Here is a 26,819-nt window from a genome sequence, read left to right on the forward strand (position 1 = left end):
GCTAACCTGCTTGTTTAAATAAGCTCGCCATATCCACTATTACCCCTTTCCCTTTTAACCGTTCATGCATGGTTTTTTCAGGTTGGCGTTGTGAATAGATATAACGTAAATCCGTATCAGGCAAGCTATCCCAGTCGCTGGGCTTGACTACCTTTATAGCCGAAACCTTTTTACTCTTGGAGGGCTTTTCTAGTTCTGACACTACCGTTTCGCCTTCCATCAACCACTGCAAAACAAGAGGCAGTAACTTTTGTCTTGTCATCGTTGGATTCTGGCTAAACGCTTTTTTAATAGTGGGAATTAACAGGCTTGAATCGTAATCCTCTTTCAGCATCAGATATAAATGACGCTGATCTTCGGTATCTAACTCTTGAAGGGCTTTTTCTTCTGGTGTTTGTTCTTGTATCGCTGCGATATCTAGCTGAAGTTGGATTAACCGTTTATCAATCTCGGGAACGACTAGATCAGAATAACGAGCAATGCGTTCTGGGATACCCGAGCGTAATGCCTCTAGCATGGGGTGCACAGGCTTTAACTCATCTTGATACACTTGCCGCAATAAACCAGCGGTAATACGCTCATTGCCTAAAGCTAGCGCACGGAGCTGAGCGAGTACAAAAAGTTTTACTACAATGTCCATCACTCCTTGGCTTAGCTCATACCACACATCACGGACCTCATCCGATAACAGCGCATCTTTGCGTTGTAAAAGCTGTAATTGCCAAAGATTATCCGTAAAAGCGATCCACTCTTGATTGGGCTTTCCACGTTGCGTTTGTTGTATAGGATCCCAGAATATAGCTCCAAACCCTGCCCCTCTACGTGCAGACCGCAAATCAGCCTCAAAAATCTCTCGTGCTTTAGGGGTACCAATCAACATCACTGGTACGCCAATAATATTCACCATCGTCACAAAAAAGTTCAGCATCTCTTGAGATCCACCCGAACGAGAGCGGCTTAAATGCTGAATTTCATCAATAACCAACAACCCTAAAGCATGTGCATTGGCTATTTGCGACATCAAAGCCAACATGGTTTCTATACCATGACGTTTTAAGCCATAACGACGCTCATAGTTCGAGCCCAAGGCTCGATCCAACGCTCTGAAAAAATTCAAGCAGATTTCTTTTAGCGAACCATTATGCGAGCAGTCTATTTTCAAATACACCACCTGCTCTACATTGAGTTCACGATGGTAAATCACCTGAGGATACGTGGCTAGAATACGATGAAGAGAGGTCGTCTTCCCACTACCAGAACAACCAATTAACAATAAGCTTTGTGCCGTAGATCGTGCCTCCTCAAAGCGAAATGTCTCCAACTCTCCCGTTTGAACACGCTCATAACCATTTTGTAAATGCTTTTGTAAATCTCCTGTTTTAGGATTTCTGCCTACGTAGCCACCTCGAATCATGACCGAAATACGCTCACTTAGTAGCAAATGCGTACCTAATGGCTGAAAATAGTCATCTGGAATACGACAAATGGTATGAGCTCTGATAACACGGGACTTTTGCAAGTCAGAGGAAGTAAGCTGTAAAGAGGATTTCAGTGATGCAGCACTATTCACTGACTCTTGTAATGGTGGTAAGGCCTCGATAAAAGGATTATCACGATAAGCCTCTACCCCCGTATCACGATAAACTGCTTGAATCCGGGTAGCACTCATGACTCATCCTTTTCTGGTGGATCCTGAAATAATTCAGGCACGTATGTGGGTAGGCTGTAATCTTCTTGATCATCCGCTTCCACTGCGTTGAAAGGAATAACTTTAGCCTCATCACCTGAAGAGCTTGGCTTCAAATGCTCCGCACGTTTTTTACGCTCCGAGGTCACGGCTTCTTTTTTATTAGTTTTAATCTGCTTAATGCGTGTTGATTTGGGCTCAGTAGTACTGGGCGTTAACTTATTCGCTTTCTGAATGGTTTGCTGAATAAACGCCTCAAGCTCCCTGCGTTTAGTTAACTCATCCTGCTTCGCATTGGCTTTATTGTGTTTTTCTTGTGCTTGTATATCCCAAACCTCCCAAAATGAGAGACCTTTAAACTGCCGACTACGTTCCGTCAGATTACAGCGCCAAAATACACGGCTGCCAACTTGCGGAAACAAATAAATCGTATCAACCAGCACTGGGTCATAAGCCGCTTCTAAATGTTGAGGTCTAGCTATATCAGTGCTCCGCTGCAACCAACCCTCACGCAGAATCTCTGACCCCGAGTAATACAAACCCCACAAATTAACGCCAAATGAAGAAATAGAGACCTTTCGGCGAGGCAGTAACGCTACTCGCAACTGCTCTTGCTCCACAGCCCTTAAACTACCTGTACGATGCTGCATACCCCATTGCCATAGCTGGACAGGAATAGACGGTAAATCTGTAGGAAAATCAGCATCTCGATCGTATTTATCCATCACCAGATGGTTATTTCTGAATAAGATCGTACGCAAAATAATTTGTGTGAACTCAAATACCGACAGAGATGCATCTAACCTATAGTCTGTTTCACCATGGCTTTTGATCCGACTGCCCTCTACAATGCCAGGTGCAAAGGACTTAAACTCGGCTTGTAGTGTTCTAAAAGTGCTTTCCACTATGCCTTTAGCATCGCCACGTCTAGGTGGAGCACTTTCCACTCGCACATTAAAACTAGAAACTAAGGCTTCGACCTGATGACTCATTAATTCGCCACGGTCCGCTAGCAACACATCTGGCAAACCTACACACGGCCAGTCTGAGCTACTAATCTCAATATCATGCTGGGCACAAATGGCCGTTTTGTCAGAGCAAGCATTTACAAAAGCCTGCATCGCCACCACATAAGACGGATTTTCAAAGCCGATATAAAAGCCCGTGATCATCCGACTAAACACATCAATCACAATGTAAAGCGTTGGTCTTCCTATGATTTTTTGGCGATCATGATGATCCACTAAATAAATATCAGCAATCGTGGCATCAATCTCATAACGACTCCCAGGGCCTAACGCCTGAGAAGTGGCTGTACTACTTAAGGGTCGTACGTCTTTTTTATATACCCCTGCTTTAACTCTAGACTTTAAGCGCTGAGCTTTAGGGTATTCTCGATCATAAAAATAACGAAACTGACGTAGTGTTGGGTAATCCTCTTGGGGAATGCGAGGAAAATACTGAGCAAACAAGTCCACAAATCGTCTATAGGCAACGGTGGTCTTTGTACCTTTTTGATTTAACAGGTGCTTTTCTATGGTCAACCTAAAAAGGCGTTCAATCTCGGGCGTTACCTTGGTTCCTTCACCCTTACCATATTCTCTGGCTCGGCCAATCTTTGCTGTTCCTGTCGCTGAACGTCTTTCCCCTGGTGCACCGCTGTTTTTGTAGTCAGGAATTAATGCATTAGGCGTTTGACCACGCTGCCAGTAACGGCGTAACAACTTATAAACTGTAGCCTTAGTAACCTTATGTTCTTGGACCACATGCTCAACGAGTTCGCTTCTGACTTTAGGGTCGAAACGATCCTTACTATTAATAATAGGAAGAATTTTTCGATAATCCTCCTCGCGCTTCTGGAAGCTGACAGAATCTACAGACGGCTCTTCTAAATCAAGATGTACATAAGGGTCATCAGTTCTAACTAAGCGGCCTTCATCTAAATACTGCATTAGCAACAACTCAGCCCTAGCTTGTGGAACTCCTTTATCAGCGCTTATTTGCATCCAGACAACTTGGCCATCCTCTATAGCCAAAATGCGATACGGATCATTATCAAATAGCACAACCTCATTAATTTGCCACATAGCGCAACTCCTCCATATTCACTACTTGGCTAATACAGAGATCTGCACACTTATTTGCCCTGAAAGACTTATAAATATTGAACTTAATAAAACCATTTGCGGTTAAGGCTCGTATCTCACTCAATGTTTTGCCTAACTCCAAATCATAAGCAATATCAACCTGCTTACAGACATTGATAATGTTTTCATCTCCTTTTTCTTGCAGGATATGGGCCAATGGGGATAGTTGTGCTAAAAGCTCCGCAGAAACTTCTTCTGTTTTCACTGAATAAAGCCATTCAATATTTTCTTTTACTACGGGATTTATTTCTTTATCAGTAAAAATGAACCAAGGAATTTGCTTTTGCTGCCAATAGCGACGCTCTAGTTCTAGTTTTTCTAAGGTACGCTCGTCTTGTAAGGCTGCTGCAGGTTTGACTTGAATAGCAAACTGCTCAAAAGGACCATCTTTGCAGTCCACTAAAAAATCAGTAGACATAACCTGATCTACACCACGAATAACAGGATGCTTAATACCACTATCTATTGCAATCTGCCTGGTATCACTAGGTAATAAGGGGAACTGCTCGCGTATATCTAGCACGCTGCTCTCCCACTCAAGACTGAGAAAAACAGCAAGCTCTAAGTCAGATAGCAAATGATGGACTCGTCCCGTCTTATGAGAATAAATACGGTGGGAACGACCTGAAGAAGGAACTTCTTGTACTGTTAGCCATGGAATATAGTCTTTACCATGCCCTTGGCCACGCCCCTCTTTAATACGACGGGCAATTTGCACTTCAGAAAATGAAGAGTTTGCTTTAGCCATAACAAAAGTCCAGTATGCTTTTTCACAGCATAACTGGACTGATTTCAGTTTACAACTATTCTGTCTAGTTTAAGACTTTATTGTCATAGTTTAGATCTATTTTGTTCAGTTTAAGACTTTATTGTCCGCCCACATTAGTTATAAAACGCCTTAGCTTACTTACTCAACCGTTACCGATTTAGCTAAGTTACGTGGTTGATCTACGTCTGTACCTTTAATAATGGCAACATAGTAGCTTAATAACTGTAATGGCAGGGTGTATACAATTGGCGCTATTAACTCAGAAACATGCGGCACATTAATAACCCGCATAGTGTCATCTGACTTAAACCTAGCGTTAGTATCTGCGAACACATATAAAATACCGCCGCGGGCACGCACTTCTTCAACGTTTGATTGTAGTTTTTCTAATAAATCGTTATTAGGCGCGACAACAATAATTGGCATTTTGGCATCTATTAGCGCCAGCGGGCCGTGTTTTAACTCGCCTGCGGCGTAGGCTTCAGCGTGAATATAGGAAATTTCTTTAAGCTTTAACGCCCCTTCCATAGCGATAGGGTATTGATCGCCACGGCCTAAGAATAAAGCATGATTTTTATCAGCAAACTCTTCCGCTAAAGCTTCAATTTGTGGCGCCAGCGCTAAGGTTTGCTCTAGTTTTGCTGGTAAGCTTTTTAGCGCATCGGTAAGCTCGCGCTGTTTTTGTTCGGTTAAACCGTTATATTTACCAATTGCCAGCGTTAGCATGGCTAAACCTACTAGCTGGGTAGTAAAGGCTTTGGTTGAAGCAACACCAATTTCAGCACCAGCACGGGTCATAAAGGCTAAGTCAGACTCTCGCACTAATGAAGAACCTGCAACGTTACAGATTGTTAAACTGCCTAAATAACCTAAGTCTTTAGCTAATCTTAAGGCTGCTAAGGTGTCAGCGGTTTCACCTGATTGCGAGATACTGACTAATAAACTATTTGGCTGCACGAACGACTTACGATAACGAAACTCTGAAGCTATCTCGACTGTGCATGAAATACCACCTAGCGACTCCAACCAGTAACGCGCCACCATGCCAGAGTGATAACTAGTACCACAAGCAACAATTTGTACATGCTTAACTTGCTTAAATAATGCTGCGGCGCCATTGCCAAAGGTTTCGTCCAAAACGCTGTCGTTACTTAAGCGGCCTTCTAAGGTGTTATTAATAGCATGTGGCTGTTCGTATATTTCTTTTAGCATAAAATGGCGGTATTGGCCTTTGTCGCCAGCGTCGTAACTGACATTAGACTCGTGTATTTCACGCTCTATCGCCTTACCGTCTTTATCAAAAATACGCACGCTATGCCGAGTAATTTCAGCCACATCACCTTCTTCTAAAAAGATAAAACGACGGGTAACAGGCAATAAAGCTAATTGATCTGAAGCAATAAAGTTTTCACCAATGCCTAAACCTATGACTAACGGGCTACCTGAACGCGCGACTACCACACGGCTAGCATCATTTTTATCAAGCAATACCGTGCCATAAGCACCGTGTAACTGTTTTACTGTGTTTTGCACTGCTGCCAGCAAAGAGCCAGCTGTTTTAAGCTCTTCTTCTACCAAGTGCGCAATCACTTCAGTATCAGTGTCTGAAGTAAACACATAGCCTTTGGCCGTTAACGCTTCACGTAATGCACTATGGTTTTCAATAATACCGTTATGAACCACACTAATGTGGCTAGAAATATGTGGGTGAGCGTTACGCTCGCTTGGTTCACCATGGGTTGCCCAGCGGGTATGTGCAATACCGGTACCACCAACAACTGGCTCGGCACTAATAGCATCGGCCAATTCTTTTACTTTACCTAAACGGCGTACTCGGCTTAAATGCCCCTCTTCACTGACTATAGCAACACCCGCTGAGTCGTAGCCGCGATATTCTAAACGGCGTAAACCTTCAACCAAAATATCCACCACATCGCGCTGCGCTACCGCACCCACTATTCCACACATAATTTGCTCCAGTAATTTTTTTGCTTATTAATATAAAGCGCTACTGTGACTTAAGCCTGAACCCGGATCACTGTTACACCCTGTTGTTCTATTCGCGCCGCATCGCCCAGCGCTAATCCTTGGTCTGTAATTAATACTTTTATGCTTGACCAAGGCAGTTCTAAATTATGAATTTTACGGCCTAACTTATCTGACTCCAACATAACGATAACTTCTCGCGCTACATCGGCCATCACTCTACTCAAACTATATAGCTCATTATAAGTAGTAGTACCTCGTTCTAAATCTATGCTGTCAGCACCGATAAAAAGCTGATCAAAATCATAGTTACGTAACATCTGCTCTGCTAATTGGCCTTGAAAAGCTTCAGACTGCGGATCCCAAGTACCGCCTGTCATTAATAAGGTGGGTTCGTTTTCTAATTCTCGTAAGGCATTTGCTACCGCCAACGAATTCGTCATTACCACCAAACCACGTTTAATAGACAGCTCGGGTAATAAGGCAGCTGTTGTCCGGCCACTATCAATAATAATGCGGTAATGATCTTTAATTAATTCGCCTGCAGCTTTAGCAATAGCCATCTTTCGCTTTGAAACTTGCTCTAAACTGCTTTCACTAACAAAGTCTTGTGGTATAGGCATAGCACCACCATAGCGGCGTAACAACAAACCCGCCTGCTCTAGCACGGTTAAGTCTTTACGAATAGTCACCTCTGACGTTTGGAATCGCTCAGCTAATTGCTCAACAGAAAGCTCACCTTGCTCTTTTAATTGGCTAACAATTAAATGCCGTCGTTGCTGGGTATTGCGCTTATTCATAAGGTTTATTTAATACACTTTTTCAGCTATGGGTAACTTTATCTTTCGATCAAGTTTCGTTTCGAAAGGTATTTTAATTAATATTAGATTTTTTGCAAGATTTAGCTTTAATTTATAATTAAAAATGAAGGCATAAATGCCAGAAAACCTAACATAAAAAAGAGTAGGAGGATTATATTGCTACTTAAAGTAAAAAAGCGCACTTAATAAGTACGCCTTTTTGATAGATTTAATAATACTGAGCAACAGTACTATCAATATAAAGAGATATTATTTCAGCTTTTACGTGATACTCTAGGCGCTGCACAAAGTAACAACAGCCCAGATAAAAATACTGCCATACCTATAGGTTCAGAAATTTTAGCAACAGGATTAGCAGGGTCAAATACCGTATCAGGCACAATTACATTTAATTGATTAAAGCGTGCTGTTTGGCTCTCTGTATATACACCAACTCGACCATCTACAAAGGTTGTGTTATCAAGAGTAAATGAAATATCACCAAATAAAATATTTAACAATTCATCCTGACGGCTTATTTCAAAAGCATAAGTAAAATCATCTTGCCAAAACAAATCAGCTATATTAAATAAAGTGCTAGAAACGCCTTCAAACTCTTGAATTAAAAACAAACCTGTACGGCCTGTAATATCCTTTGTCGACTTATCATCATCAGTGCCTGGACGTTGAGTTTGTGTCCAGCCTAAACGATAGTGGTTTTGCTCATCTTGCCACCCAAAAACTAAGCCAATAATATCATTATCATCAAACTCTGTAGAGGTAGGGGTAGCAAAACCACTAAAGATAAAGTCGCCATGTAAATAAAAATCACTAACTAAACTACCTGAACTATTCCCTTTCTTTTCAGGTTTTTGACCTTTTAAACCGACCCAAGCACCAGTGTTTCTATCATTAGATGGCCCCGCAAGCTGTAACCAATTTGACGTATCAATAGGAATTATGGCAGCATTAGCCGTTAACGATACCAAAACCAGTAAAAATCCAACTAAAGCTTTTTTCATTCTAACTATCCATTGTTTTAAGTGTATAAAAAACCCACAATGCTATTATTCTACAATTTGTTCTGCTTTGCAATCTTTGATACTTTCCACGGGTTCCATTTATCGACATAAGAGCTTTTATTTACAATTTCCATTACATAAGAAAAAGTACGTATAAACCTTAAAAAAACACCAGTGTAAAGAGGCATTAATAAAATAAACATAACTGATTGATAATTTGGTGTTTGTCCTAATCTCCGTTGCACAATAACAGAGAAAAGCCATTGCACTAAATTTGAAGCAAAATATAACAAATAATTTATAATTAATAGAAAGGCTATATAGGTTGGGTTTAGCTGTATTATATAAAAAAAATAGATAAACCACTTAATATCAAAGAATAAATTAAAAATTAAGTTATCTGCAACAGCTATAAAGTTACTCCATTTAAACTCTGCAGAAGGCAATAAAATATCTCTATGCTTGCGCAAGCGAAATCGAATCATCGATTTATCCCAGCGAAAGCGTTGCTTGGCTAATTTCCAGAAACCTTGAGGAACATTGGTATAACATACACTAGCTGGTTCATGTACTACTTTATAGCCTAACTTACGGATCTTCAGTGTAATGTCGCCATCTAGACCAGGACCAACATCCCAGCCATAAATTTTATCTAAAACATCCTTACGAAAAGCACCATAAGCACCAGATACAATGCGTAAGATACCAAGTTGCGATGACACTGTTCTACTGAGCATTAAGCTCTTTGAGTATTCAACGCCTTGTACTTGCGTAGCGAAACTATCGCTATAATTAGCGACCCGCACATCGCCACCAACACAGCCAATATCAGGGTCCATAAAAAATGGCAGCATTATAGTTTCTAGTGCATCGCTGGCCATATGTGAGTCGGCATCTATATGTACTATATAGTTACCTCTAGTGAACTGAAGTGCGGTATTAGCCGCAGAGGCTTTACCTCCTCGAATAGAATTTCTAATAAAACAGTCGATCATGCCTTGTCGTTCAAGCTCTAAACATATCTGCGGCGTATCATCATCAGAACCATCATCAACAACAATTAACTCGAAAAAGGGGTAGCTTTGCTCACTCAGGGTTTGCACTAACTTAGGAATATGTTTACCTTCGTTTTTACCTGGCACAATAATAGAAATTAAAGGTTTTTGTTTAAATAGTTGCTTTCTTGCTGCGTTATAGCGGGAGGCGCTGCGTTTTCTTTTTGGCAAATAATATAGTAGTACCAAGCCTTCAATAATGACATAGCGCACCATATCAATGATAAAAAATGGCCAAAAATAACCAAGCAACTGCCAAGCATTTAAATTAAATAAAAATACAAGCGCCTGCTCAATCAAATCTGTCGCCTCAACTGTTAAGAAACTCTTCTAATATCTGCCTTACCTTTAAATTAGGTTCAACATTAATCGCTTTAATTTGCATATTCAGTGTTTGTGCAAAGTTTTCATTAAATAGCTGCTCAATGGCTTTTTTTAATCGGTCTAACGCAAGATCAGCTTTTTCTTTACTCGTTTCAGTCATCAATATCACAAACATACTTTCATTGTATGCTGTGATAACATCTGTTTCTCTTAAGATACCCTTGAAAATATTCGCTAACTCAAAAAAAACTTGTTTTGCCTTGCTGCCAAGCTCAAAATGAATTTTATCTAAACCAACAAAACGTACTATTGCTAAAGCACTTTGGGACTTGCCATAGCGAGAAATTCGAGCCGCTTCAATATTTGTAATAAACTCGAACTCTCGTAAAGCAACCAGAGCTAACTCTTGTTCTAGTATGTTTGTAAAATAAGTTTGTAAACCATAGAAAGCAGCATTAAGGCCAACAGAGGTTATTTTATAATTATTTATTCTGCGTAAGTCTAAAAATCTAGATTCTGTTGTACAGCTACAATTAAAACATTTTGCGACCACATTCGCATCCTGCCCTACATGCTGGCAGACGCGACACTTGTTAACAACTGAAGGTTTGTCGTAATCAACTCCTATATGCCGCAGGTGCTTATCGCATTTGGGGCACACTAAACTATCACTACCTCGTTTAAAACGGGTAATATCCGCGGTGAAGGCACACTTAAAATGATGAACTAGCTCTACAATATCCAAATCATGTGAACCACACTCAACGCAAGTTTCTTTAAAGTTTAAAAAAGCACTATCGCAATGAATACAGAAATGGGCCCGATCAAACAGTGTTGGTGATAACAACTTTTGTTCTTGTAGATAAGCCAACATGTGTATTGGCCCCATGTCTTGTAAAGTAAATAGCGGTTGCAGAATAGGATAAGTATAACCACTAGGGATATCAGATGTTGCTATAGGATCGGCATCTATTTTACGGCTTGCAAGTATGCGTAATATTCTAACAGGTAAATGGCAATCATCAGCGCCATCAAGCTTCGCTAAGCTATCTATCCAACTGTTAATACTTTCTAACCGGTCTGGTAAAACTTGCCACTCTATTTGGCCTTCACCATTAGGAGCAATAACAGCATCAGCGGCTTGCCACTGCCAAGTTTCATGTTTATCTTTTAATGATACAAATACAACAGGCCGTAGATATATCTGTGGCCAACGGTGCTGTCGTAATTTTACTAATGCAGAATAGGCAGAGGATATATCTGTCGCATCCAGAACAAGATAAGACACTTGCTGCCAGTTTATTTGCTCTAGATCTGCAAAAGTCACCTTCTCTTGTAGTAAAGCAGTATTTGTTTCAGCAAAAACTAACTGAACAGGATTCTTTTTCATCTTCCACCCCTAACTACGACAGGCAGTCTTTCATGCGAACGCCACAACTCATTATCAGTAGCATTAACCGGCCTTAAAGTCATCCTTAACGACACTTCGTTTTGCACTAATAAATCATTCAAGTTACCACTTTCTCTGCTAGCTATTGAGCCTATACGCTCAATACGAGCAAAGCTTTCAGCTCCATTTGGAAAGGTCACTATTAATTGTGGCTGTTTGGCAAAGGAGTTATACAACTTTGCATCTGCTAAAAATACAACGCTTACTTTAGCATCATTAGGTTGAAACTTTATAATGGGATGACCTTTTTCTGCGTACCCTTGAGATAGAACCCTAACCTCATTAACGCGGCCATCTTCAAATGCGAACACTTCTTTTACTACACAATCAGGCGATACAGATTGTGATTGCTTAGTTAGTAATAGATTTTCACGTCTCGTCGCCATAATAGCCAACTTGGCTTTTGCTCTTTGGATATCTATGTTTAACTTTTCTAGCGTTTGTTGCACACTTTGTTGTTCTTTTTGCTGGGTTTTAAATAATGAAGCGTTAACCTCTAAGGCACGCTGTATATTAGTTGGCGAAACTTGTTGAGCGGTAAAGAAGTCATGCTCTTGCTTTAACGCTTTTATATCGTTTCTAAGCACTTCCATATCATACCCAAGCTTTTCTAGCGGCGTATCATCTTCAATTGGACAGTGTTTTTCTGGTACAATTTTGGCTATTAAATCCCCTTTTTTAAAAGGTTGATTAGCTACAACATATATTTCACTTAACACCCCAGACCGCTCTGCAACAATGTCTTTTACCTCTACATCTACTAAGCCATTTGCTTCAATCATAAAATAAGGTTTGATAAGCAAATATAGTAAATAGCCCACTAAAAAAACAACAAAAAGAAAATAAAACCACTGCGTAAAACTAGATTTAGTTGAAGATGGTGGCCGGCCTTCCGGTGCAGAACTAATTAGGGTTTTACGGTTATATAATTTCACCAGTTACTCCTGCGTAAAAATATCAAGTTTGTGTACCGCAAATTGTGTCACTCCGGTAGACTGACTAAGAAATTCAATAGCATTTTCTAGTTGCAATTCATTAGTAAACTCTTCTTTTCTTAAGGCGATAACTAGTTTTGCCATAGGAATAGAGACCAAAGCCTGTTTGACTCTGACTGAAACCTGTTCCAAGTCTGTGCTTTCATAAGCCATTAAAAATACTTGATCAACATAATCATTTAAAGACTGCATTATTTCTGCTGGCCAGTGATGAGGAATTGAGATAGCTAAGTGCAGCTTAGGGTGCTGCAAGCGTATTGACTCTATTAATGCTACATACTGATTTAATACTATCAGTTTATTTTCTTTATATTCAGTTAAGCTATGCGGCTCTATATCAAGGTGAATGCTATTACCATACTGAGTGCGTACTTCAATTGCAGCAAGTGCTCTTTCATGGTTGCCGGTTAAAGCCCAGCTAGATTCACCAAGCAATTGACTAACCTGCAACCCATGCTGATCAGCCTCTTTAATAAACTGAAAAAACTTAGCTTGCTTCACTTTATTGCTACTACTGATCACAGCATGCTTAATTGCTTTAGTTTGCAATAAAAGAAACAGCTCTTGATTAGAATACTGATTAAATTGCTCTGACCATATATAAACTGAACGTTGACCTGAGCGCGATCTATGTTGAGTTTCATTTAATGAGTTTATTTTAATAAACCTACTATCGTAATCAACTCTAGATACCAAGAACATTTCATTAACTCGTCGGTATAACTCTTCTTTTGCTTGAATAAGCTCTATTGCAGCATCTAAATAATTTTTTAGCCTTACGTTTACCGCAGCAATATCTAAGGCTTTATTTAACGAGGCATAACTTAATACTCGACGCATTTTTTCATTGGTTCGTAATACGCGATACTGCTGCTTAGTTGTCCGCTCTAGCTGCTCTTGTAAAGACTGATATGCCGAACGCGTACGAGTAGCAACTTCCCACTGCTCATGATTTAAATCATTTTCTAACTGGTTTAAACGAGCTTCCGTTTGTGAATGTGCCTGACCAAAGGTAATAGGGAGTTGAAACCTTAAACCCGCAACAAGCTCATCGCTGTTATTCCTGGCTAAATCAAATTCTTTTCTTAGAAACAAGCGAAAGCGGCTACCTTCAAGAAGAGAATCTTCGCGCTGGTATTGATCTTTAATCCGCAACCGCTCCAATCGTCTTATCTCAATAAAGTCTTTATTTTCTCGGATCTGAGTCAGTAAAGCGGGTAAGTCGACATTAATAGAAGGGGGATTAACTAAGGTATCCATTGAATCTTGCCAAATAGAATCAGAATGTAGACGCTCTAGACTTTGCCGTGCTAGTAAAATATCCTCTTCAGAAATCAACAAGTCGTCTAAATAACTGGCGCCCAAAAAATAAGCTTCTTTTTCAACACGATAAATAGACTCCATAAACTCTAATTTAATAGCGTTAAGGTGAGCCTCTATACCTGAAAAATGTTTGGCTAAATTATAACGACGACACTGATAATTAAGTTCATGTTTTTTTAATTTACCCGTCAAGGTTTTAATAGCCGCTTGACGACGGTAATCGGTGGCTTTGTATTGGTTTTCGCGATATCCATTCCGCAATATATCCCAAGACAACTCCATGTAGGTAGAACCATCATCGTTATCTAAGCTATGCTCAATATTGCGACTGGTATAACCTGCTCGCAACTCCAAGCCATAATCTTGGTTTGCAGATTGAGATTGCGCTTCTAGTGCAGCAACTTCATGCTGATTAGTCCAAGCCATATTGCACTCGGTAGACAAAATTCGAGATACATCTTCAATCTTAAAGCTGTTAACAAGAGTCTGCTGAGTTACTTCGTAAGCTGCAAGAGCATTATCCCATAAAACCTGCTCAACTGGTTTTGCCGCTACAAAATAAGAGCTGAATATTACCCCATTAACAGCAATAAACACCGTACGAAAAATACTAAAACCCATACCACATCCATTTAAAAAGTATTTTTAGCCCTATTAACTACCGAGTTTTAGTTCCAATATAGAATACCAGTAGTCCATACAAAATTAGAAGTAATAATAAATAAAACTTAAAGTTAAATATCCTACAATTACGATTACATTGTAACCAATATTTACATGTTAAGAAACAATTAAGTAATTACCCAGTAACACTATTAAGAATTGTTTTTATCTAGGTGTGAATTTATATTATAGTCAGCTCTGTTAATGAATTAACAAAGCCTTTTAGAAAGGATCTCTGACGTTGTTTACTTGTCTTGCACTACTTTAGGGGTGGGTTTTGCCACCCCTTTATTTCTTGGCCTACTTCTTACTATTAATTACTTGGACTAAAACGTAAACTGCCTTTTTGCACGGCCATATTTAACGGCACTTGCGATAACAGTTTCATAGTTGGATTAGTAGTATCTAAACGATAAACTGGGTTTTCAGCTAAAAAGCTATTAATTAGCTGCAGTAGTTCATTATTAACTGGTTTTAAATTACCACGATAACCTGCGGCATCTATGCTTGAACTTAATAAGTTTACCGAGCGCAAAAATACTGCTTGTTGTTTAGCGTCATAATAAGGTGCGGCTTCTACTTGTAAATTCATTGTCGCCGGATAACTTAAACCAAATAATGACAGCACTGCGCTAGCGCTAGTATTAAGCCTAACTAAGTCACTATTTTCTGGGCCAATGTCTACTTTCATCTTATCTACTTGTAGGCGTAATGGTATACCTGCAGCAGTTGCTTGATGGCTTAACTTAGGTATTTGCTGCGCTAGCATTTGCTCTAAATCTGCTTCTGAAACAGAATAGCTGGCTATTGAACCTAGCTGAGCACAACTAGCCAACATTAGGATGCTTAATACTATTAATAGTTTTTTCATTGGTTAACCTTATTTATCAACACAGCTTGTACTTTTATCTTTAAGCATACAGTAGCATAATGTTTTTCGCTGACGTTAAGCTGAATAATATGGTTATTAACCGTAAAACTGATGCGACCAGCCAAGCTAAGTTATCTTTGCTAATTTAAGTTGTGCTATGCTCGGCCTCGTTTGCCGAAAACTCTGATAATAAAACGAGAAGAAACCATGTCTTTAATCATTAAACTTATTGCCGGCATAGTGCTGGGTATACTGGCTGGGCTTTATGCGCCTGTTTGGCTAACCCAACTGCTATTAACTTTTAAAGGTTTATTTGGTGAATTATTATTTTTCACTATACCTTTGTTAATATTATTTTTTATCAGCAGCGGTATTGCTGCTTTGCCTAGAAACTCGGGGAAATTACTCGGCAGAACATTAACCATTGCTTATTTATCTACTATTATTGCCGGCACTTTAGCTTATTTTGTTGCCAAATTAATAGTGCCTATGTTTGCTACTGCAAAACAAGATTTAACTAGTGCAACAACTACTGTTTTAGAGCCTTTTATTAAGATGGATATTCCGCCAGTCTTTGGCGTAATGACAGCCTTAGCTTTAGCTTTTATTTTTGGCTTAGGTATAGCAGCAACTCAAGCTGAACACTTAAAGAAAATATCCGACCAAGGCCGAGATATTATTCAATTATTATTAGAAAAGGTGATTATTCCATTATTACCTGTTTATATAGCTGGTGTATTTGCCCAAATGGCTGCTTCTGGCAGTGTTTTTGGTACCTTAAAAACCTTTGGCATCGTATTATTATTAGCAGTAATCATGCATTGGGTATGGATTATTACTCTGTATACCCTAGCCGGAATCAAGGCTGGCAAGTCTCCTTTTACCTTAATTAAAAACATGTTACCTGCCTATTTTACAGCCTTAGGAACTATGTCTAGTGCAGCAACTATTCCGGTTTCATTACAAGCCACTAAGAAAAATGGCGTTAAACCTGATGTTGCCAACTTTACGGTGCCGTTATGCGCTACCATTCACTTATCAGGTTCAACCATCACTATAGTCACTTGTGCTATGGCCGTTATTAGCATGCAAAATGGCTTAGATATGCCTTCATTCGCCACTATTTTGCCCTTTATTTTAATGCTTGGTGTAGTAATGTTAGCCGCCCCTGGTGTGCCTGGTGGCGCGGTAATGTCTGCCGTTGGTTTATTAGCGTCTATGTTAGGTTTTGGTGATGCCGCAGTAGCGCTAATGATAGCCTTATATATGGCACAAGACAGTTTTGGTACAGCCTGTAACGTAACCGGTGATGGCGCAATTGCCGTTATGGTTGATAAATAATAAACTGAATTATTTATCTATTGACCCACTAACCATAAAAAAGCCCGCATTAGCGGGCTTTTTCTTTTACTTACTGATTTTCACTGGCCGTTGCCAGTCGGTAATATGCCGTTGTTTAGCACGTGTAACAACTAACTCACCATCTGCGGCATCGCGACTTAACACTGAGCCTGCACCTACTGTTGCGTTAATGCCTACCGTTACTGGTGCTACTAAAGAGCTATTAGAGCCAATAAAGGCGCCGTCTTTGATGGTAGTAACAAACTTATTTGCACCATCATAGTTGCAGGTAATAGTGCCAGCCCCTATATTTACTTTCTTGCCAACAAGCGCATCGCCTAAATATGTTAAATGATTAGCTTTAGAGCCTTGGCCTAAAGTGGTTTTTTTCATTTCAACAAAGTTACCAATATGACTATCATTTTCCATGACTGAGTCTGGACGTAACCGGGCATAAGGACCAATTGAGCAGTCGCTACCCACTGTCGAGTTATCTATCATAGAATTAGGCTTAACTTCGGTGTTATCGCCAATAACGCAATCTTTTAAAATACAGTTAGCGCCAATAGTAACGCCTTGGCCTAGCACCACTTTGCCTTCAAAAATAACGTTAATATCGATCATAACGTCGTTGCCCACTGTAACACTACCGCGAACATCAATTCTTGCTGGATCGCGTAAGTTAGCACCCGCTAACATTAGCTCATTTGCTTTACGCTGCTGGTAAGCCCGCTCTAAAGCAGCTAATTGCACTCGGTTATTCGCGCCTTCTACTTCCATGGCATCACTAGGGTGAGCTGTTGCAATTTCAACCCCTTCAGCATGGGCCATGGCAATAATATCGGTTAAGTAATATTCGCCTTGGGCATTACTATTAGATAACCGGCTTAACCAAGTTTTAAGCTGCTTGCCAGGTAGCGCCATAATGCCACTATTAACCTCGTTAATAGCAAGTTGTTCGGTGTTAGCATCTTTTTGCTCAACAATGCCTACAACCTTGCCATTTTCACGAACTATTCGGCCATACCCCGTTGGGTTAGCTAATTTCACAGTTAAAATAGCCACGCCATTTGCCGGTTTGGCATTAAGTAATTGCTTTAAGGTATCTAGTTCCGTTAAAGGCACATCACCATACAAAACTAAAACAGTATCATTATCAGCAATATTATCACTGGCCTGTGCTACAGCATGGCCAGTGCCCAGCTGTTCTGCTTGCAGTACCCAGTGTAATGGCTGCTCACCTAAGGCATCTTTTAATGCTTCAGCGCCATAACCATAAACCAATTGCGGTTTAGCGGCACCTAAAGCCCTAGCAGTATCAATAACATGCTGTACCATCGGCCGCTCGGCCACTTTATGCAATACCTTAGGTAAGTTAGATTTCATCCGCGTACCTTTACCGGCAGCAAGAATCACTACATTTAACGCCATAACAGAATCCCTGTAATTAATATGCGGCTATTTTAATAGATAATGACCAAGATTACAGCGTTAGGCTGAAGTTTTACTGAACCGTTGACTCGTATTACCAACATTTGGGCATTACAAACAAAAAAGCCACCTTAAGGTGGCTTTTTATATGACTAAACTTATCTTTTTCCGCGTAGTTGCTTAATAACCCGTAATTGCGCTACGGCTTCAGCTAACTGGCTGGCAGCTTCATTATAATTGAAATCTGCTCCTGCATTTTGCATCGCTTCTTCAGCACGTTTTTGTGCATCTAAAGCCGCTTGCTCATCTAAGTCTTCGCCGCGTACCGCGACATCGGCTAATACTGTAATAGTGTCTGGCTGTACTTCTAATACGCCACCAGCAACATACATTACATGTTCTTCACCGAACTGTTTAACGATACGGACCATGCCAGGTTTCAGGGTGGTCAGAAAAGGGGCGTGAAAAGGTAAAATACCTAATTCACCCTCACTGCCTGTGACCTGCACTGATTCGACAAGGCCTGAGAATAGTTTTTCTTCGGCACTTACTACATCTAGTTGCACTGTCATCGCCATCTCGCTCTCCTAAAGCTTAACTTACAGCTTTTTCGCTTTTTCGATCGCTTCGTCGATAGAGCCTACCATGTAAAACGCTTGCTCTGGCATATGGTCGAATTCACCTTCCAAAATACCTTTAAAGCCACGGATAGTCTCTTTTAACGGAACATATTTACCAGGTGAACCAGTAAATACTTCAGCTACGAAGAAAGGCTGAGATAAGAAACGCTGAATTTTACGTGCACGGTATACTGTTGTGCGGTCTTCATCAGACAATTCGTCCATACCTAAGATGGCAATAATATCTTTCAGCTCTTTGTAGCGCTGTAATACGGTTTGTACACCACGAGCAACATCATAGTGCTCTTTACCGATAACTTGTGGATCTAACTGACGTGAAGTTGAATCCAGTGGGTCAATCGCAGGGTAAATACCTAAAGAAGCAATGTTACGGCTTAATACAACCGTTGCGTCTAAGTGCGAGAACGTCGTTGCTGGTGATGGGTCAGTTAAGTCATCCGCAGGAACATAAACGGCTTGAATAGACGTGATTGAACCTGTTTTAGTTGACGTAATACGCTCTTGTAATGCACCCATTTCTTCAGCCAATGTAGGCTGATAACCTACCGCAGATGGCATACGACCTAATAGTGCTGATACCTCAGTACCGGCTAGGGTATAACGATAGATGTTATCTACGAAGAATAGAACATCACGGCCTTCTTCACGGAATTTTTCAGCCATAGTTAAGCCGGTTAACGCTACGCGTAAACGGTTTCCTGGTGGCTCATTCATCTGACCGTACACTAACGATACTTTATCTAGTACGTTAGAGTCTTTCATTTCGTGATAGAAATCGTTACCTTCACGAGTACGCTCACCAACACCGGCGAATACTGAGTAGCCGCTGTGCTCGATAGCGATATTACGGATAAGTTCCATCATGTTAACGGTTTTACCTACACCGGCACCACCGAATAGACCAACTTTACCACCTTTAGCGAACGGGCATACTAAGTCGATAACTTTGATACCTGTTTCTAATAACGCATTTGATGCGGCTTGCTCTTCGTATGAAGGAGCCGCACGGTGGATAGACCAACGCTCTTCTTCACCGATAGGGCCTGCTTCATCAATAGGCTCACCTAATACGTTCATAATACGGCCCAGTGTAGATGTACCTACTGGAACCTGAATTGCTTTACCGGTATTTGCCACAGCTGCGCCGCGACGTAAACCGTCTGTTGTACCTAATGCGATTGTACGAACTGTACCGCCACCCAACTGTTGCTGTACTTCCAGCACTAAACCAGCCAGATCACCGTCAGTCACGTTTAACGCGTCATAGATACCAGGTACCGCATCTTGTGGAAAATCGATATCCACAACGGCGCCAATAATTTGGACGACCTTACCTTGACTCATGATGTTTCCTCAAATTTCTCAAAACTGTTTACCTTAGCCTACAGCTGCCGCACCTGCGACAATTTCGCTAAGCTCCTGGGTGATCGCGGCCTGACGTGCTTTGTTGTACACTAATTTCAGGTCGTCCATCAAGTTACCGGCGTTATCAGTTGCAGCTTTCATTGCAACCATACGGGCGGCGTGTTCACTGGCAGAGTTCTCTACCACACCTTGATAAACTTGCGACTCAACAAAGCGGTCCAATAACATATCAATAATAGGTTTTGGATCCGGCTCGTATAAGTAATCCCAGTTATGCTCTTTTTGTGCGATGTCTGCTTTTGGCAAAGGTAATAGTTGATCGATCACTGGCTCTTGCTTCATGGTATTAACAAAGTTGTTGTATACCAAGAATAAGCGATCAATTCGGCCTTCATTAAATGCTTGCAGCATGACTTTTACCGAACCGAGCACATCAGCCAAACGTGGTACGTCACCTGAACCCGCTTGTTGTGCCATTACTTTGCCACCAAAGCGACGGAAAAAGGTAGTTGCTTTATTACCGATAACAGCAAATTCAGCGTCTACACCTTTATCTTTCCAGCTTTTAAGGTCAATAATAACTTTTTTAAACTCGTTGGTATTCAAGCCACCGCAAAGTCCACGATCAGTAGAAATAACAATATAGCCAACCTTTTTAACTTCACGATCCGCTAAATACGGATGGCGATATTCAAGGCTGCCATTTGCAACGTTACCAATCACTTTGCGCATACCTTCAGCGTATGGGCGTGTTGCAGCTACACGGTCTTGCGCTTTGCGCATTTTGCTGACCGCAACTTTTTCCATAGCACTGGTGATCTTGCGAGTATTATTAATACTCCCGATCTTACTTTTTATCTCTTTACCACCGGCCATGACTGTATCTCCGTTTCATTCAACGAATGGGGTGGCGTTGCCACCCACATTGCTTACCAGGTCTGCGTAGCCTTGAATTTCTCAATAGCGGCTTTGAACGTAGACTCGATTTGGTCGTTGTAGTTACCGGTTTTATCGATTTCAGCCATCAGCTCAGCGTGTTCTGCTTTCATAAATGAAATTAACGCAGTTTCAAAATCAATGATTTTGTCTACTTCGATATCTTTCATAAAGCCTTTTTCGATAGCAAAAATAGATACACCCATTTCAGCAACAGACATTGGGCTGTACTGTAACTGTTTCATCAGTTCAGTAACCTTTTGACCGTGCTCTAACTGGGCGCGGGTTGCTTCGTCTAAGTCAGAAGCAAACTGCGCAAACGCAGCAAGTTCTGAATATTGCGCTAACGCAAGACGAATACCACCACCTAGTTTTTTGATGATCTTAGTTTGTGCTGCACCACCAACCCGCGATACTGAAATACCGGCGTTAACCGCTGGGCGAATACCCGCGTTAAATAAGTCAGTTTCTAAGAAGATCTGACCATCGGTAATTGAGATTACGTTAGTTGGTACGAAAGCTGAAACGTCACCGGCTTGAGTTTCGATAATTGGTAATGCGGTTAATGAACCTGTTTTACCTTTAACTTCACCGTTAGTGTATTTTTCAACATAGTCAGCATTTACACGTGATGCACGCTCAAGTAAGCGAGAGTGTAAATAGAAAACGTCACCTGGGTAAGCTTCACGGCCTGGTGGACGACGTAATAGTAATGAGATTTGACGATAAGCAACTGCTTGCTTAGACAAGTCATCATAAACTATTAACGAATCTTCACCGCGGTCACGGAAGTATTCACCCATAGTACAACCTGAGTAAGGTGCTAAGTACTGAAGTGCAGCTGCTTCTGATGCTGAAGCTACCACAACGATAGTGTGGGCTAATGCATCATGCTCTTCTAATTTGCGTACTACGTTAGCAATAGTAGAGGCTTTTTGGCCAATTGCTACGTATACACATTTAACGCCAGTACCTTTTTGGTTGATGATGGCATCAATAGCTAAAGCAGTTTTACCGGTTTGACGGTCACCGATTAACAATTCACGCTGACCACGACCAATTGGGATCATCGCATCTACAGATTTATAACCTGTTTGCATTGGTTGATCTACCGATTGACGTTCGATAACGCCAGGAGCAATTTTTTCTACTGGTTCAAAACCTGCAGCGTCAATTGGACCTTTACCATCGATAGGCGCACCTAAAGTATTTACAACACGACCTAGTAACTGTGGACCAACCGGTACTTCTAAGATACGGCCAGTACTTTTTACTTTTGTGCCTTCAGTTAAGTCCGCATACGGACCCATAACTACAGCACCTACTGAATTACGTTCTAAGTTCAGTGCGATAGCGTAGCGATTACCAGGAAGCTCAATCATTTCGCCTTGCATACAATCAGCAAGACCATTGATACGAATAATACCGTCAGTTACCTGTACGATAGTACCTTCGTTACGAGCTTCACTGACCACTTCGAACTGAGCGATACGACTCTTGATCAGTTCTGATATTTCAGTGGAATTCAGTTGCATTCTCTGTTCCCCAATTACGACTGCAGCGCAGTTGCTAAACGATCCAGCTTGCCGCGGACCGAGCCATCAATAACCATGTCACCTGCTTTAATTAGCAAACCGCTAACTACCGCAGGATCGACGCTACAGTTCAATTTAACTTTGCGTGCTAAACGTTGCGTTAATGCTGCAGCTAACTTATCTTTTTGTGCTGTATCCAACTCAGTAGCTGAAACCACAGTAACGTCGATTTCTTTTTCATACTCAGCTTTTAACTTAGCAAAAGAAGTTAGCACTTCAGGCAACGCCAACAAGCGATGATTTTCTGCCATCACTTTAATGAAGTTATGACCGTGCTCGTTGAGTTGCTCACCACATACATGAATAAACAAACCAGCTTGCTTTTCAGCAGTACCGTTAGCGTTTAAATAATCGCTAACCTGGTCGTTTTTTGCTATTTCTGCAGCAAAGGTCAACATCTGTAGCCAAGCTGGTAACGCATTTTGCTCTACAGCAAAATCGAACGCAGCTTTGGCGTAAGGACGAGCGATATTTGTCAAATCAGACATAGCTCTTCCTCATTACAGTTCTTGAACCAATTTATCCAAAATGTCGCTGTGAGCAGCTTCATCAATAGAACGTTGCAGAATTTTTTCTGCGCCAGCAACTGCTAAAGCAGCAACTTGTTTGCGCATATCTTCACGTAAACGATTACGTTCAGCAGCAATTTCTGCATTGGCTTGCGCCAAGATAGTTTCACGTTCTGCATTTGCTTTATGCACGGCCTCTTCAATCATTTTCGCTTCGCGTTTTTTCGCTTGATCAATAATCTCTGCCGCTTGAGCTTTAGCATCTTTCAATTGTTCGCTAGCTTTATCTTGGGCTAATGCCAAGCTTTTTTCAGCGCGATCAGTTGCCGCTAAACCATCAGCAATTTTACTTTGGCGCGCTTCGATGGCATTCATCAAAGGCGGCCATACAAATTTCATACAAAACAGCACGAACACCGCAAATGCGATTAATTCGCCTAACAGAGTGGCGTTTAAGGTCACGACCGCTCCTCCTTAGTTAACAGTTGTTCGGATTAACACAAACTTCAATTACATTGCGAACAACATGTACATAGCAATACCTACACCGATCATCGCTACCGCATCGATAAGACCAGCTAAGATAAACATTTTAACTTGTAATGAAGGGGCTAATTCTGGCTGACGTGCACAAGCTTCTAAAAACTTACCACCCATGTTACCAAAACCTAATGCTGTACCGATTGCACCGAAACCGATTAATAACGCAACTGCGATTAACTTGATAGCTTCAGGCATTGATAAGATTGCTTCCATTTTTTTTCTCCGATATTTCAATAGTTAAAGTTAAAGTTTAAAAAAATTAGTGATTATCTGAACTGGCCATACTTAGATACACAATCGTTAGCATCATAAATACAAATGCTTGTAAGGTAATAACTAAGATATGGAATACCGCCCAAGGGAAGTGCAGTGGTAACTGCGCTAAACCTACTGCACCAATCAAGATAAAGATCATTTCACCTGCGTATAAGTTACCAAATAGACGTAATGCAAGTGAAAATGGCTTCGCAAACAAAGCTATTGTTTCTAGCAATAGGTTGAATGGAATTAGAGCAATTTGTAACGGTAAGTTTTTAGTATTAAAAGGGTGTAATGTTAATTCTTTAATAAAGCCCATTACACCTTTAATGCGAATTGAATAACCGATCATCAATATAAACACACCTAAGGCTAAACCCGCGGCTAAGTTAATATCTGTAGTAGGTACAAATTTCATGTAAACGCTACCAGGCTCTGCGCCCATAGCTTGTTCGCCAACAAAACCGGCAAATGAAGGTAAAAAGTCAACTGGCACTAAGTCCATTAAGTTCATTAAAAACACCCAAACAAAGATGGTCAGTGCTAGTGGTGCTATTAACTTGCTTTTACCATGATAAGTATCTTTTACGTTATCACCGACAAAGCCTACTATCATTTCTACAAAACATTGTAGTTTTCCAGGAACGCCCGTGGTTGCTTTTTTAGCTACACTACGGAAGATCCATAAAAATAGTACGCCTAAAAGAATAGAGTACATTAATGTATCGATATGCCATGTCCAGAAGCCAACTTCACTACACGCTTTGTTAAATGCGATACTGCCATCGACAGAACACATTTTTGCGTTAGTAAGGTGGTGCTGAATATGACTAGAGAGGGTTAACTCTTCACCTGCAGCCATGTTTCATCCCATTGTTAATGTTTAAAAAAAACTGGTGCTGTCCATTGTGCTATTAGCGTTAGCATAAAACCGGTTAAAAATGCGCCATAAACCAGTTCTTGCTGTGAAAATACTAAAGCTAACAACACAGCGGATAAAATTAACTTGAGTGACTGGCCCCGCATAAATGCCATCACTACTAAGTTTGGGTTTTCTGCGGCACTAAAACGAAAAGCAAAAAACGCAAACACTAAATTTGGTATAACTGCTACTAAACCACCTTTAAACGCTGATTTAGCTGTAAATGCATCACTAGCTAAAAAGAATACTAATGCAATAATGCTAGCTATTACTACTTGGCCTAGTATCAACAAATAAGCTGATTTTCGTGCCGCTTTAGCGCTTTGCTCAGACATTATTTAGCCCCCTTAAATTACCCTGGTAGGGGGAATAAAAAAACTGGCGCAAGTATACTTATTTAGTCTTAATTTGCAACTAAAAGCGGTATTAGGCGCTAAGTTCTATAATATAGAAACAAAAAATAACGATTATTCTTGTTCTAATTCTAACTTATTAATAATGCCATCTAACTCGTCTAAGCTGCTATAGCTAATAACTAGATTTCCTTTGCCTTTTTTATTGTATAAAACTTGTACAGGCGCAGCAAAGCGTTCACTTAAACGTTGCTCTAAAGCAATAACATCGGCATCACGTGGCTTATCTGCTGCTTTAGCTTTTGGTTCTAATATACGACGAACTAAATTTTCTGTTTCACGTACAGTTAATTGTTTAGCTGCTACTAAACGCGCAGCATCACTTTGTTGTTCGTCTATTAAAGCTAATAAAGCTCTGGCATGGCCCATTTCAATATCGCCATGTTCTAGTAATAATTTTACATCATCATTTAATTGATTTAAGCGCAATAGATTAGTTACTGAGGTTCTAGATTTGCCTACAGCATCAGCAACTTGTTGGTGGGTTAAGCTAAATTCGGTTAATAAGCGATCTAATGCTATAGCTTCTTCCATAGCATTAAGATCTTCACGTTGAATATTTTCGATTAAAGCAATAGCAACAGCGGCTTCATCTGGCACATCTTTAATAATACAAGGTACTTCTGCTAGTTGAGCAAGTTGCGCGGCTCGCCAACGACGTTCGCCGGCAATAATTTCATATCTATCTTTAGCTATAGGTCGAACAATAATAGGTTGAATAACACCTTGAGCGCGAATAGAACTAGCTAAGTCTTCTAATGCTTCTTGTGACATATCTTTACGCGGTTGATATTTACCGCGTGATAAGAATTCAACAGGTAAAGTATGCAGTTTACTGGTTTCAGCTTGTTGTTTTTGACCTGCAGATGTTTTGTTTGATGTTAATAACGCATCTAAACCACGTCCTAAACCACGCTTTTTTGCTGACATTCTAATTAGATTCCATTTATTGCTTTACCTTTTAAGGTAATGAGGTTAACTGCTTTTTATCTGCCCGGCGTAAAATTTCACCTGCTAGTGCCAGATAAGCTTTCGCACCTGTTGAGTTTTTATCGTAATACATTACAGGAGTACCAAAACTAGGCGCTTCTGCTAATCGCACATTACGTGGGATAACAGCACGATAAACTTTATCACCAAAATGCTGTTTTAATTGTTCCGATACGTCATTAGCTAAGCGATTTCGTGGATCGTACATGGTTCTTAAAATACCTTCAATTTTAAGATCCTCATTTACCACTGCAGCTAATTTATTAATGGTATCAACTAGGGCTGTTAACCCTTCTAGAGCAAAATATTCACATTGCATGGGAACTAAGACAGTATCAGCTGCTGCCATTGCATTGACAGTTAACATGTTTAATGAAGGGGGACAGTCGATAAAAATAAAGTCATAGCTATTGCGATAATCTTTTAAAGCATTGCGTAAACGCAGTTCACGAGCAAAAACATCCATAAGACGAACTTCAGCAGCGGTTACATCTGAGTTAGCGGCAATTAAATGATAACCACCTGATGTTTCTTTAATTACTACTTCTGAAAGTGGTTTTTCATCTACTAGTAACTCATAAGCTGTTGCTTCTACTTGGTATTTATCTACACCGCTGCCCATAGTGGCATTACCTTGCGGGTCAAGATCAATTAACAATACTTTTCGTTTAGTTGCCGCCAGTGATGCAGCCAGATTGATTGCTGTTGTTGTTTTACCAACACCACCTTTCTGGTTAGCTATTGCTATCACTTTGGCCACAAGTTGTCCTCTAGAGTAAAGTT

24 protein-coding genes are annotated in these 26,819 nt (G+C 40.5%); 1 reads left to right on the forward strand and 23 read right to left on the reverse strand.

What is annotated here, in order from left to right; all coding sequences use genetic code 11:
- Position 1 precedes the first annotated feature (1 nt).
- The 11 genes from RDV63_RS01370 to RDV63_RS01420 form a co-directional block, all read right to left on the reverse strand.
- Positions 2–1,669 carry an AAA family ATPase gene (locus RDV63_RS01370; protein WP_001276994.1) on the reverse strand — a complete coding sequence of 556 codons (1,668 nt, stop codon included), beginning with the start codon at positions 1,667–1,669 and terminating at the stop codon, positions 2–4.
- Complete coding sequence (locus RDV63_RS01375; protein ID WP_000267723.1) at positions 1,666–3,774, reverse strand: DDE-type integrase/transposase/recombinase; 2,109 nt, start codon at positions 3,772–3,774, stop codon at positions 1,666–1,668. Before RDV63_RS01375 ends, RDV63_RS01370 begins: the two co-directional genes overlap by 4 nt.
- On the reverse strand, positions 3,761–4,582 hold the full coding sequence (locus RDV63_RS01380) for a TnsA endonuclease N-terminal domain-containing protein (protein WP_001029679.1): 822 nt from the start codon (positions 4,580–4,582) through the stop codon (positions 3,761–3,763). Before RDV63_RS01380 ends, RDV63_RS01375 begins: the two co-directional genes overlap by 14 nt.
- Before the next feature lie 159 nt (positions 4,583–4,741).
- Positions 4,742–6,571, reverse strand: coding sequence for a glutamine--fructose-6-phosphate transaminase (isomerizing) (gene glmS, locus RDV63_RS01385; RefSeq protein WP_313907735.1), 1,830 nt, complete (start codon positions 6,569–6,571; stop codon positions 4,742–4,744).
- A gap of 50 nt (positions 6,572–6,621) precedes the next feature.
- Positions 6,622–7,389: a DeoR/GlpR family DNA-binding transcription regulator gene (locus tag RDV63_RS01390; RefSeq protein ID WP_313907736.1), complete on the reverse strand. Its 768-nt coding sequence runs from the start codon at positions 7,387–7,389 to the stop codon at positions 6,622–6,624.
- A 275-nt stretch (positions 7,390–7,664) separates the two neighbouring features.
- Entirely contained in the window at positions 7,665–8,411 is a 747-nt protein-coding gene (locus RDV63_RS01395; protein WP_313907737.1) for a hypothetical protein, read from the reverse strand.
- 50 nt (positions 8,412–8,461) lie between these two features.
- A complete protein-coding gene (locus tag RDV63_RS01400; RefSeq protein ID WP_313907738.1) occupies positions 8,462–9,766 on the reverse strand; it encodes a glycosyltransferase in 1,305 nt (434 codons plus the stop codon).
- Between the two features lie 10 nt (positions 9,767–9,776).
- Positions 9,777–11,180, reverse strand: coding sequence for a diguanylate cyclase domain-containing protein (locus RDV63_RS01405; RefSeq protein WP_313907739.1), 1,404 nt, complete (start codon positions 11,178–11,180; stop codon positions 9,777–9,779).
- A complete protein-coding gene (locus RDV63_RS01410) occupies positions 11,177–12,175 on the reverse strand; it encodes a hypothetical protein (protein WP_313907740.1) in 999 nt (332 codons plus the stop codon). The genes RDV63_RS01405 and RDV63_RS01410 overlap by 4 nt, the downstream gene beginning before the upstream one ends.
- A 3-nt stretch (positions 12,176–12,178) precedes the next feature.
- Positions 12,179–14,179 (reverse strand): hypothetical protein, encoded by a 2,001-nt coding sequence (locus RDV63_RS01415; RefSeq protein ID WP_313907741.1) that lies wholly within the window; start codon positions 14,177–14,179, stop codon positions 12,179–12,181.
- Between the two features lie 355 nt (positions 14,180–14,534).
- Positions 14,535–15,092: a DUF1439 domain-containing protein gene (locus RDV63_RS01420; protein ID WP_313907742.1), complete on the reverse strand. Its 558-nt coding sequence runs from the start codon at positions 15,090–15,092 to the stop codon at positions 14,535–14,537.
- Between the two features lie 207 nt (positions 15,093–15,299).
- On the opposite strand from RDV63_RS01420, the gene RDV63_RS01425 reads away from it, so the two are divergent.
- Positions 15,300–16,433: a dicarboxylate/amino acid:cation symporter gene (locus RDV63_RS01425; RefSeq protein ID WP_313907743.1), complete on the forward strand. Its 1,134-nt coding sequence runs from the start codon at positions 15,300–15,302 to the stop codon at positions 16,431–16,433.
- Positions 16,434–16,499: 66 nt separating this feature from the next.
- Here the strand turns inward: RDV63_RS01425 and glmU are convergent, their stop codons facing one another.
- The 12 genes from glmU to RDV63_RS01485 all read right to left on the reverse strand — a co-directional run bounded on the left by glmU (position 16,500) and on the right by RDV63_RS01485 (position 26,796).
- Positions 16,500–17,864: a bifunctional UDP-N-acetylglucosamine diphosphorylase/glucosamine-1-phosphate N-acetyltransferase GlmU gene (gene glmU, locus RDV63_RS01430; protein WP_313907744.1), complete on the reverse strand. Its 1,365-nt coding sequence runs from the start codon at positions 17,862–17,864 to the stop codon at positions 16,500–16,502.
- Positions 17,865–18,022: 158 nt separating this feature from the next.
- A complete protein-coding gene (locus tag RDV63_RS01435; RefSeq protein WP_313907745.1) occupies positions 18,023–18,442 on the reverse strand; it encodes a F0F1 ATP synthase subunit epsilon in 420 nt (139 codons plus the stop codon).
- A 21-nt stretch (positions 18,443–18,463) separates the two neighbouring features.
- Complete coding sequence (gene atpD, locus RDV63_RS01440) at positions 18,464–19,849, reverse strand: F0F1 ATP synthase subunit beta (protein WP_313907746.1); 1,386 nt, start codon at positions 19,847–19,849, stop codon at positions 18,464–18,466.
- 33 nt (positions 19,850–19,882) lie between these two features.
- On the reverse strand, positions 19,883–20,746 hold the full coding sequence (gene atpG, locus RDV63_RS01445; protein WP_313907747.1) for a F0F1 ATP synthase subunit gamma: 864 nt from the start codon (positions 20,744–20,746) through the stop codon (positions 19,883–19,885).
- 53 nt (positions 20,747–20,799) lie between these two features.
- Positions 20,800–22,341: a F0F1 ATP synthase subunit alpha gene (gene atpA, locus RDV63_RS01450; RefSeq protein ID WP_313907748.1), complete on the reverse strand. Its 1,542-nt coding sequence runs from the start codon at positions 22,339–22,341 to the stop codon at positions 20,800–20,802.
- A 14-nt stretch (positions 22,342–22,355) separates the two neighbouring features.
- Complete coding sequence (gene atpH, locus RDV63_RS01455) at positions 22,356–22,889, reverse strand: F0F1 ATP synthase subunit delta (protein WP_313907749.1); 534 nt, start codon at positions 22,887–22,889, stop codon at positions 22,356–22,358.
- Between the two features lie 12 nt (positions 22,890–22,901).
- The gene (atpF, locus tag RDV63_RS01460) at positions 22,902–23,372 is read right to left on the reverse strand and encodes a F0F1 ATP synthase subunit B (RefSeq protein ID WP_313907750.1); all 471 of its coding nucleotides are present in this window, start codon (positions 23,370–23,372) and stop codon (positions 22,902–22,904) included.
- Between the two features lie 48 nt (positions 23,373–23,420).
- Positions 23,421–23,648 carry a F0F1 ATP synthase subunit C gene (gene atpE / locus RDV63_RS01465; RefSeq protein WP_313910375.1) on the reverse strand — a complete coding sequence of 76 codons (228 nt, stop codon included), beginning with the start codon at positions 23,646–23,648 and terminating at the stop codon, positions 23,421–23,423.
- A gap of 64 nt (positions 23,649–23,712) precedes the next feature.
- Positions 23,713–24,573 (reverse strand): F0F1 ATP synthase subunit A, encoded by an 861-nt coding sequence (atpB, locus tag RDV63_RS01470; RefSeq protein ID WP_313907751.1) that lies wholly within the window; start codon positions 24,571–24,573, stop codon positions 23,713–23,715.
- Between the two features lie 14 nt (positions 24,574–24,587).
- A complete protein-coding gene (locus tag RDV63_RS01475) occupies positions 24,588–24,968 on the reverse strand; it encodes an ATP synthase subunit I (RefSeq protein ID WP_313907752.1) in 381 nt (126 codons plus the stop codon).
- Between the two features lie 132 nt (positions 24,969–25,100).
- Positions 25,101–25,976, reverse strand: coding sequence for a ParB/RepB/Spo0J family partition protein (locus tag RDV63_RS01480; RefSeq protein WP_313907753.1), 876 nt, complete (start codon positions 25,974–25,976; stop codon positions 25,101–25,103).
- Between the two features lie 31 nt (positions 25,977–26,007).
- The gene (locus RDV63_RS01485; RefSeq protein ID WP_313907754.1) at positions 26,008–26,796 is read right to left on the reverse strand and encodes a ParA family protein; all 789 of its coding nucleotides are present in this window, start codon (positions 26,794–26,796) and stop codon (positions 26,008–26,010) included.
- Positions 26,797–26,819: the final 23 nt, after the last annotated feature.

The organism is Rheinheimera sp. MMS21-TC3 (genome assembly GCF_032229285.1).
Lineage (GTDB): Bacteria > Pseudomonadota > Gammaproteobacteria > Enterobacterales > Alteromonadaceae > Alishewanella.

What these genes read in the sequence shown, in the direction of transcription:
- RDV63_RS01475 (WP_313907752.1), bottom strand. Translation starts at nt 24,968, where the DNA reads ATGTCTGAGCAAAGCGCTAAAGCGGCACGAAAATCAGCTTATTTGTTG.
- RDV63_RS01390 (WP_313907736.1), bottom strand. Translation starts at nt 7,389, where the DNA reads ATGAATAAGCGCAATACCCAGCAACGACGGCATTTAATTGTTAGCCAA.
- atpH (WP_313907749.1), bottom strand. Translation starts at nt 22,889, where the DNA reads ATGTCTGATTTGACAAATATCGCTCGTCCTTACGCCAAAGCTGCGTTC.
- RDV63_RS01395 (WP_313907737.1), bottom strand. Translation starts at nt 8,411, where the DNA reads ATGAAAAAAGCTTTAGTTGGATTTTTACTGGTTTTGGTATCGTTAACG.
- atpB (WP_313907751.1), bottom strand. Translation starts at nt 24,573, where the DNA reads ATGGCTGCAGGTGAAGAGTTAACCCTCTCTAGTCATATTCAGCACCAC.
- RDV63_RS01425 (WP_313907743.1), top strand. Translation starts at nt 15,300, where the DNA reads ATGTCTTTAATCATTAAACTTATTGCCGGCATAGTGCTGGGTATACTG.
- atpE (WP_313910375.1), bottom strand. Translation starts at nt 23,648, where the DNA reads ATGCCTGAAGCTATCAAGTTAATCGCAGTTGCGTTATTAATCGGTTTC.
- RDV63_RS01415 (WP_313907741.1), bottom strand. Translation starts at nt 14,179, where the DNA reads ATGGGTTTTAGTATTTTTCGTACGGTGTTTATTGCTGTTAATGGGGTA.
- RDV63_RS01380 (WP_001029679.1), bottom strand. Translation starts at nt 4,582, where the DNA reads ATGGCTAAAGCAAACTCTTCATTTTCTGAAGTGCAAATTGCCCGTCGT.
- RDV63_RS01420 (WP_313907742.1), bottom strand. Translation starts at nt 15,092, where the DNA reads ATGAAAAAACTATTAATAGTATTAAGCATCCTAATGTTGGCTAGTTGT.
- RDV63_RS01375 (WP_000267723.1), bottom strand. Translation starts at nt 3,774, where the DNA reads ATGTGGCAAATTAATGAGGTTGTGCTATTTGATAATGATCCGTATCGC.
- glmU (WP_313907744.1), bottom strand. Translation starts at nt 17,864, where the DNA reads ATGGCGTTAAATGTAGTGATTCTTGCTGCCGGTAAAGGTACGCGGATG.
- RDV63_RS01405 (WP_313907739.1), bottom strand. Translation starts at nt 11,180, where the DNA reads ATGAAAAAGAATCCTGTTCAGTTAGTTTTTGCTGAAACAAATACTGCT.
- glmS (WP_313907735.1), bottom strand. Translation starts at nt 6,571, where the DNA reads ATGTGTGGAATAGTGGGTGCGGTAGCGCAGCGCGATGTGGTGGATATT.
- atpA (WP_313907748.1), bottom strand. Translation starts at nt 22,341, where the DNA reads ATGCAACTGAATTCCACTGAAATATCAGAACTGATCAAGAGTCGTATC.
- RDV63_RS01480 (WP_313907753.1), bottom strand. Translation starts at nt 25,976, where the DNA reads ATGTCAGCAAAAAAGCGTGGTTTAGGACGTGGTTTAGATGCGTTATTA.
- RDV63_RS01435 (WP_313907745.1), bottom strand. Translation starts at nt 18,442, where the DNA reads ATGGCGATGACAGTGCAACTAGATGTAGTAAGTGCCGAAGAAAAACTA.
- atpD (WP_313907746.1), bottom strand. Translation starts at nt 19,849, where the DNA reads ATGAGTCAAGGTAAGGTCGTCCAAATTATTGGCGCCGTTGTGGATATC.
- atpG (WP_313907747.1), bottom strand. Translation starts at nt 20,746, where the DNA reads ATGGCCGGTGGTAAAGAGATAAAAAGTAAGATCGGGAGTATTAATAAT.
- RDV63_RS01370 (WP_001276994.1), bottom strand. Translation starts at nt 1,669, where the DNA reads ATGAGTGCTACCCGGATTCAAGCAGTTTATCGTGATACGGGGGTAGAG.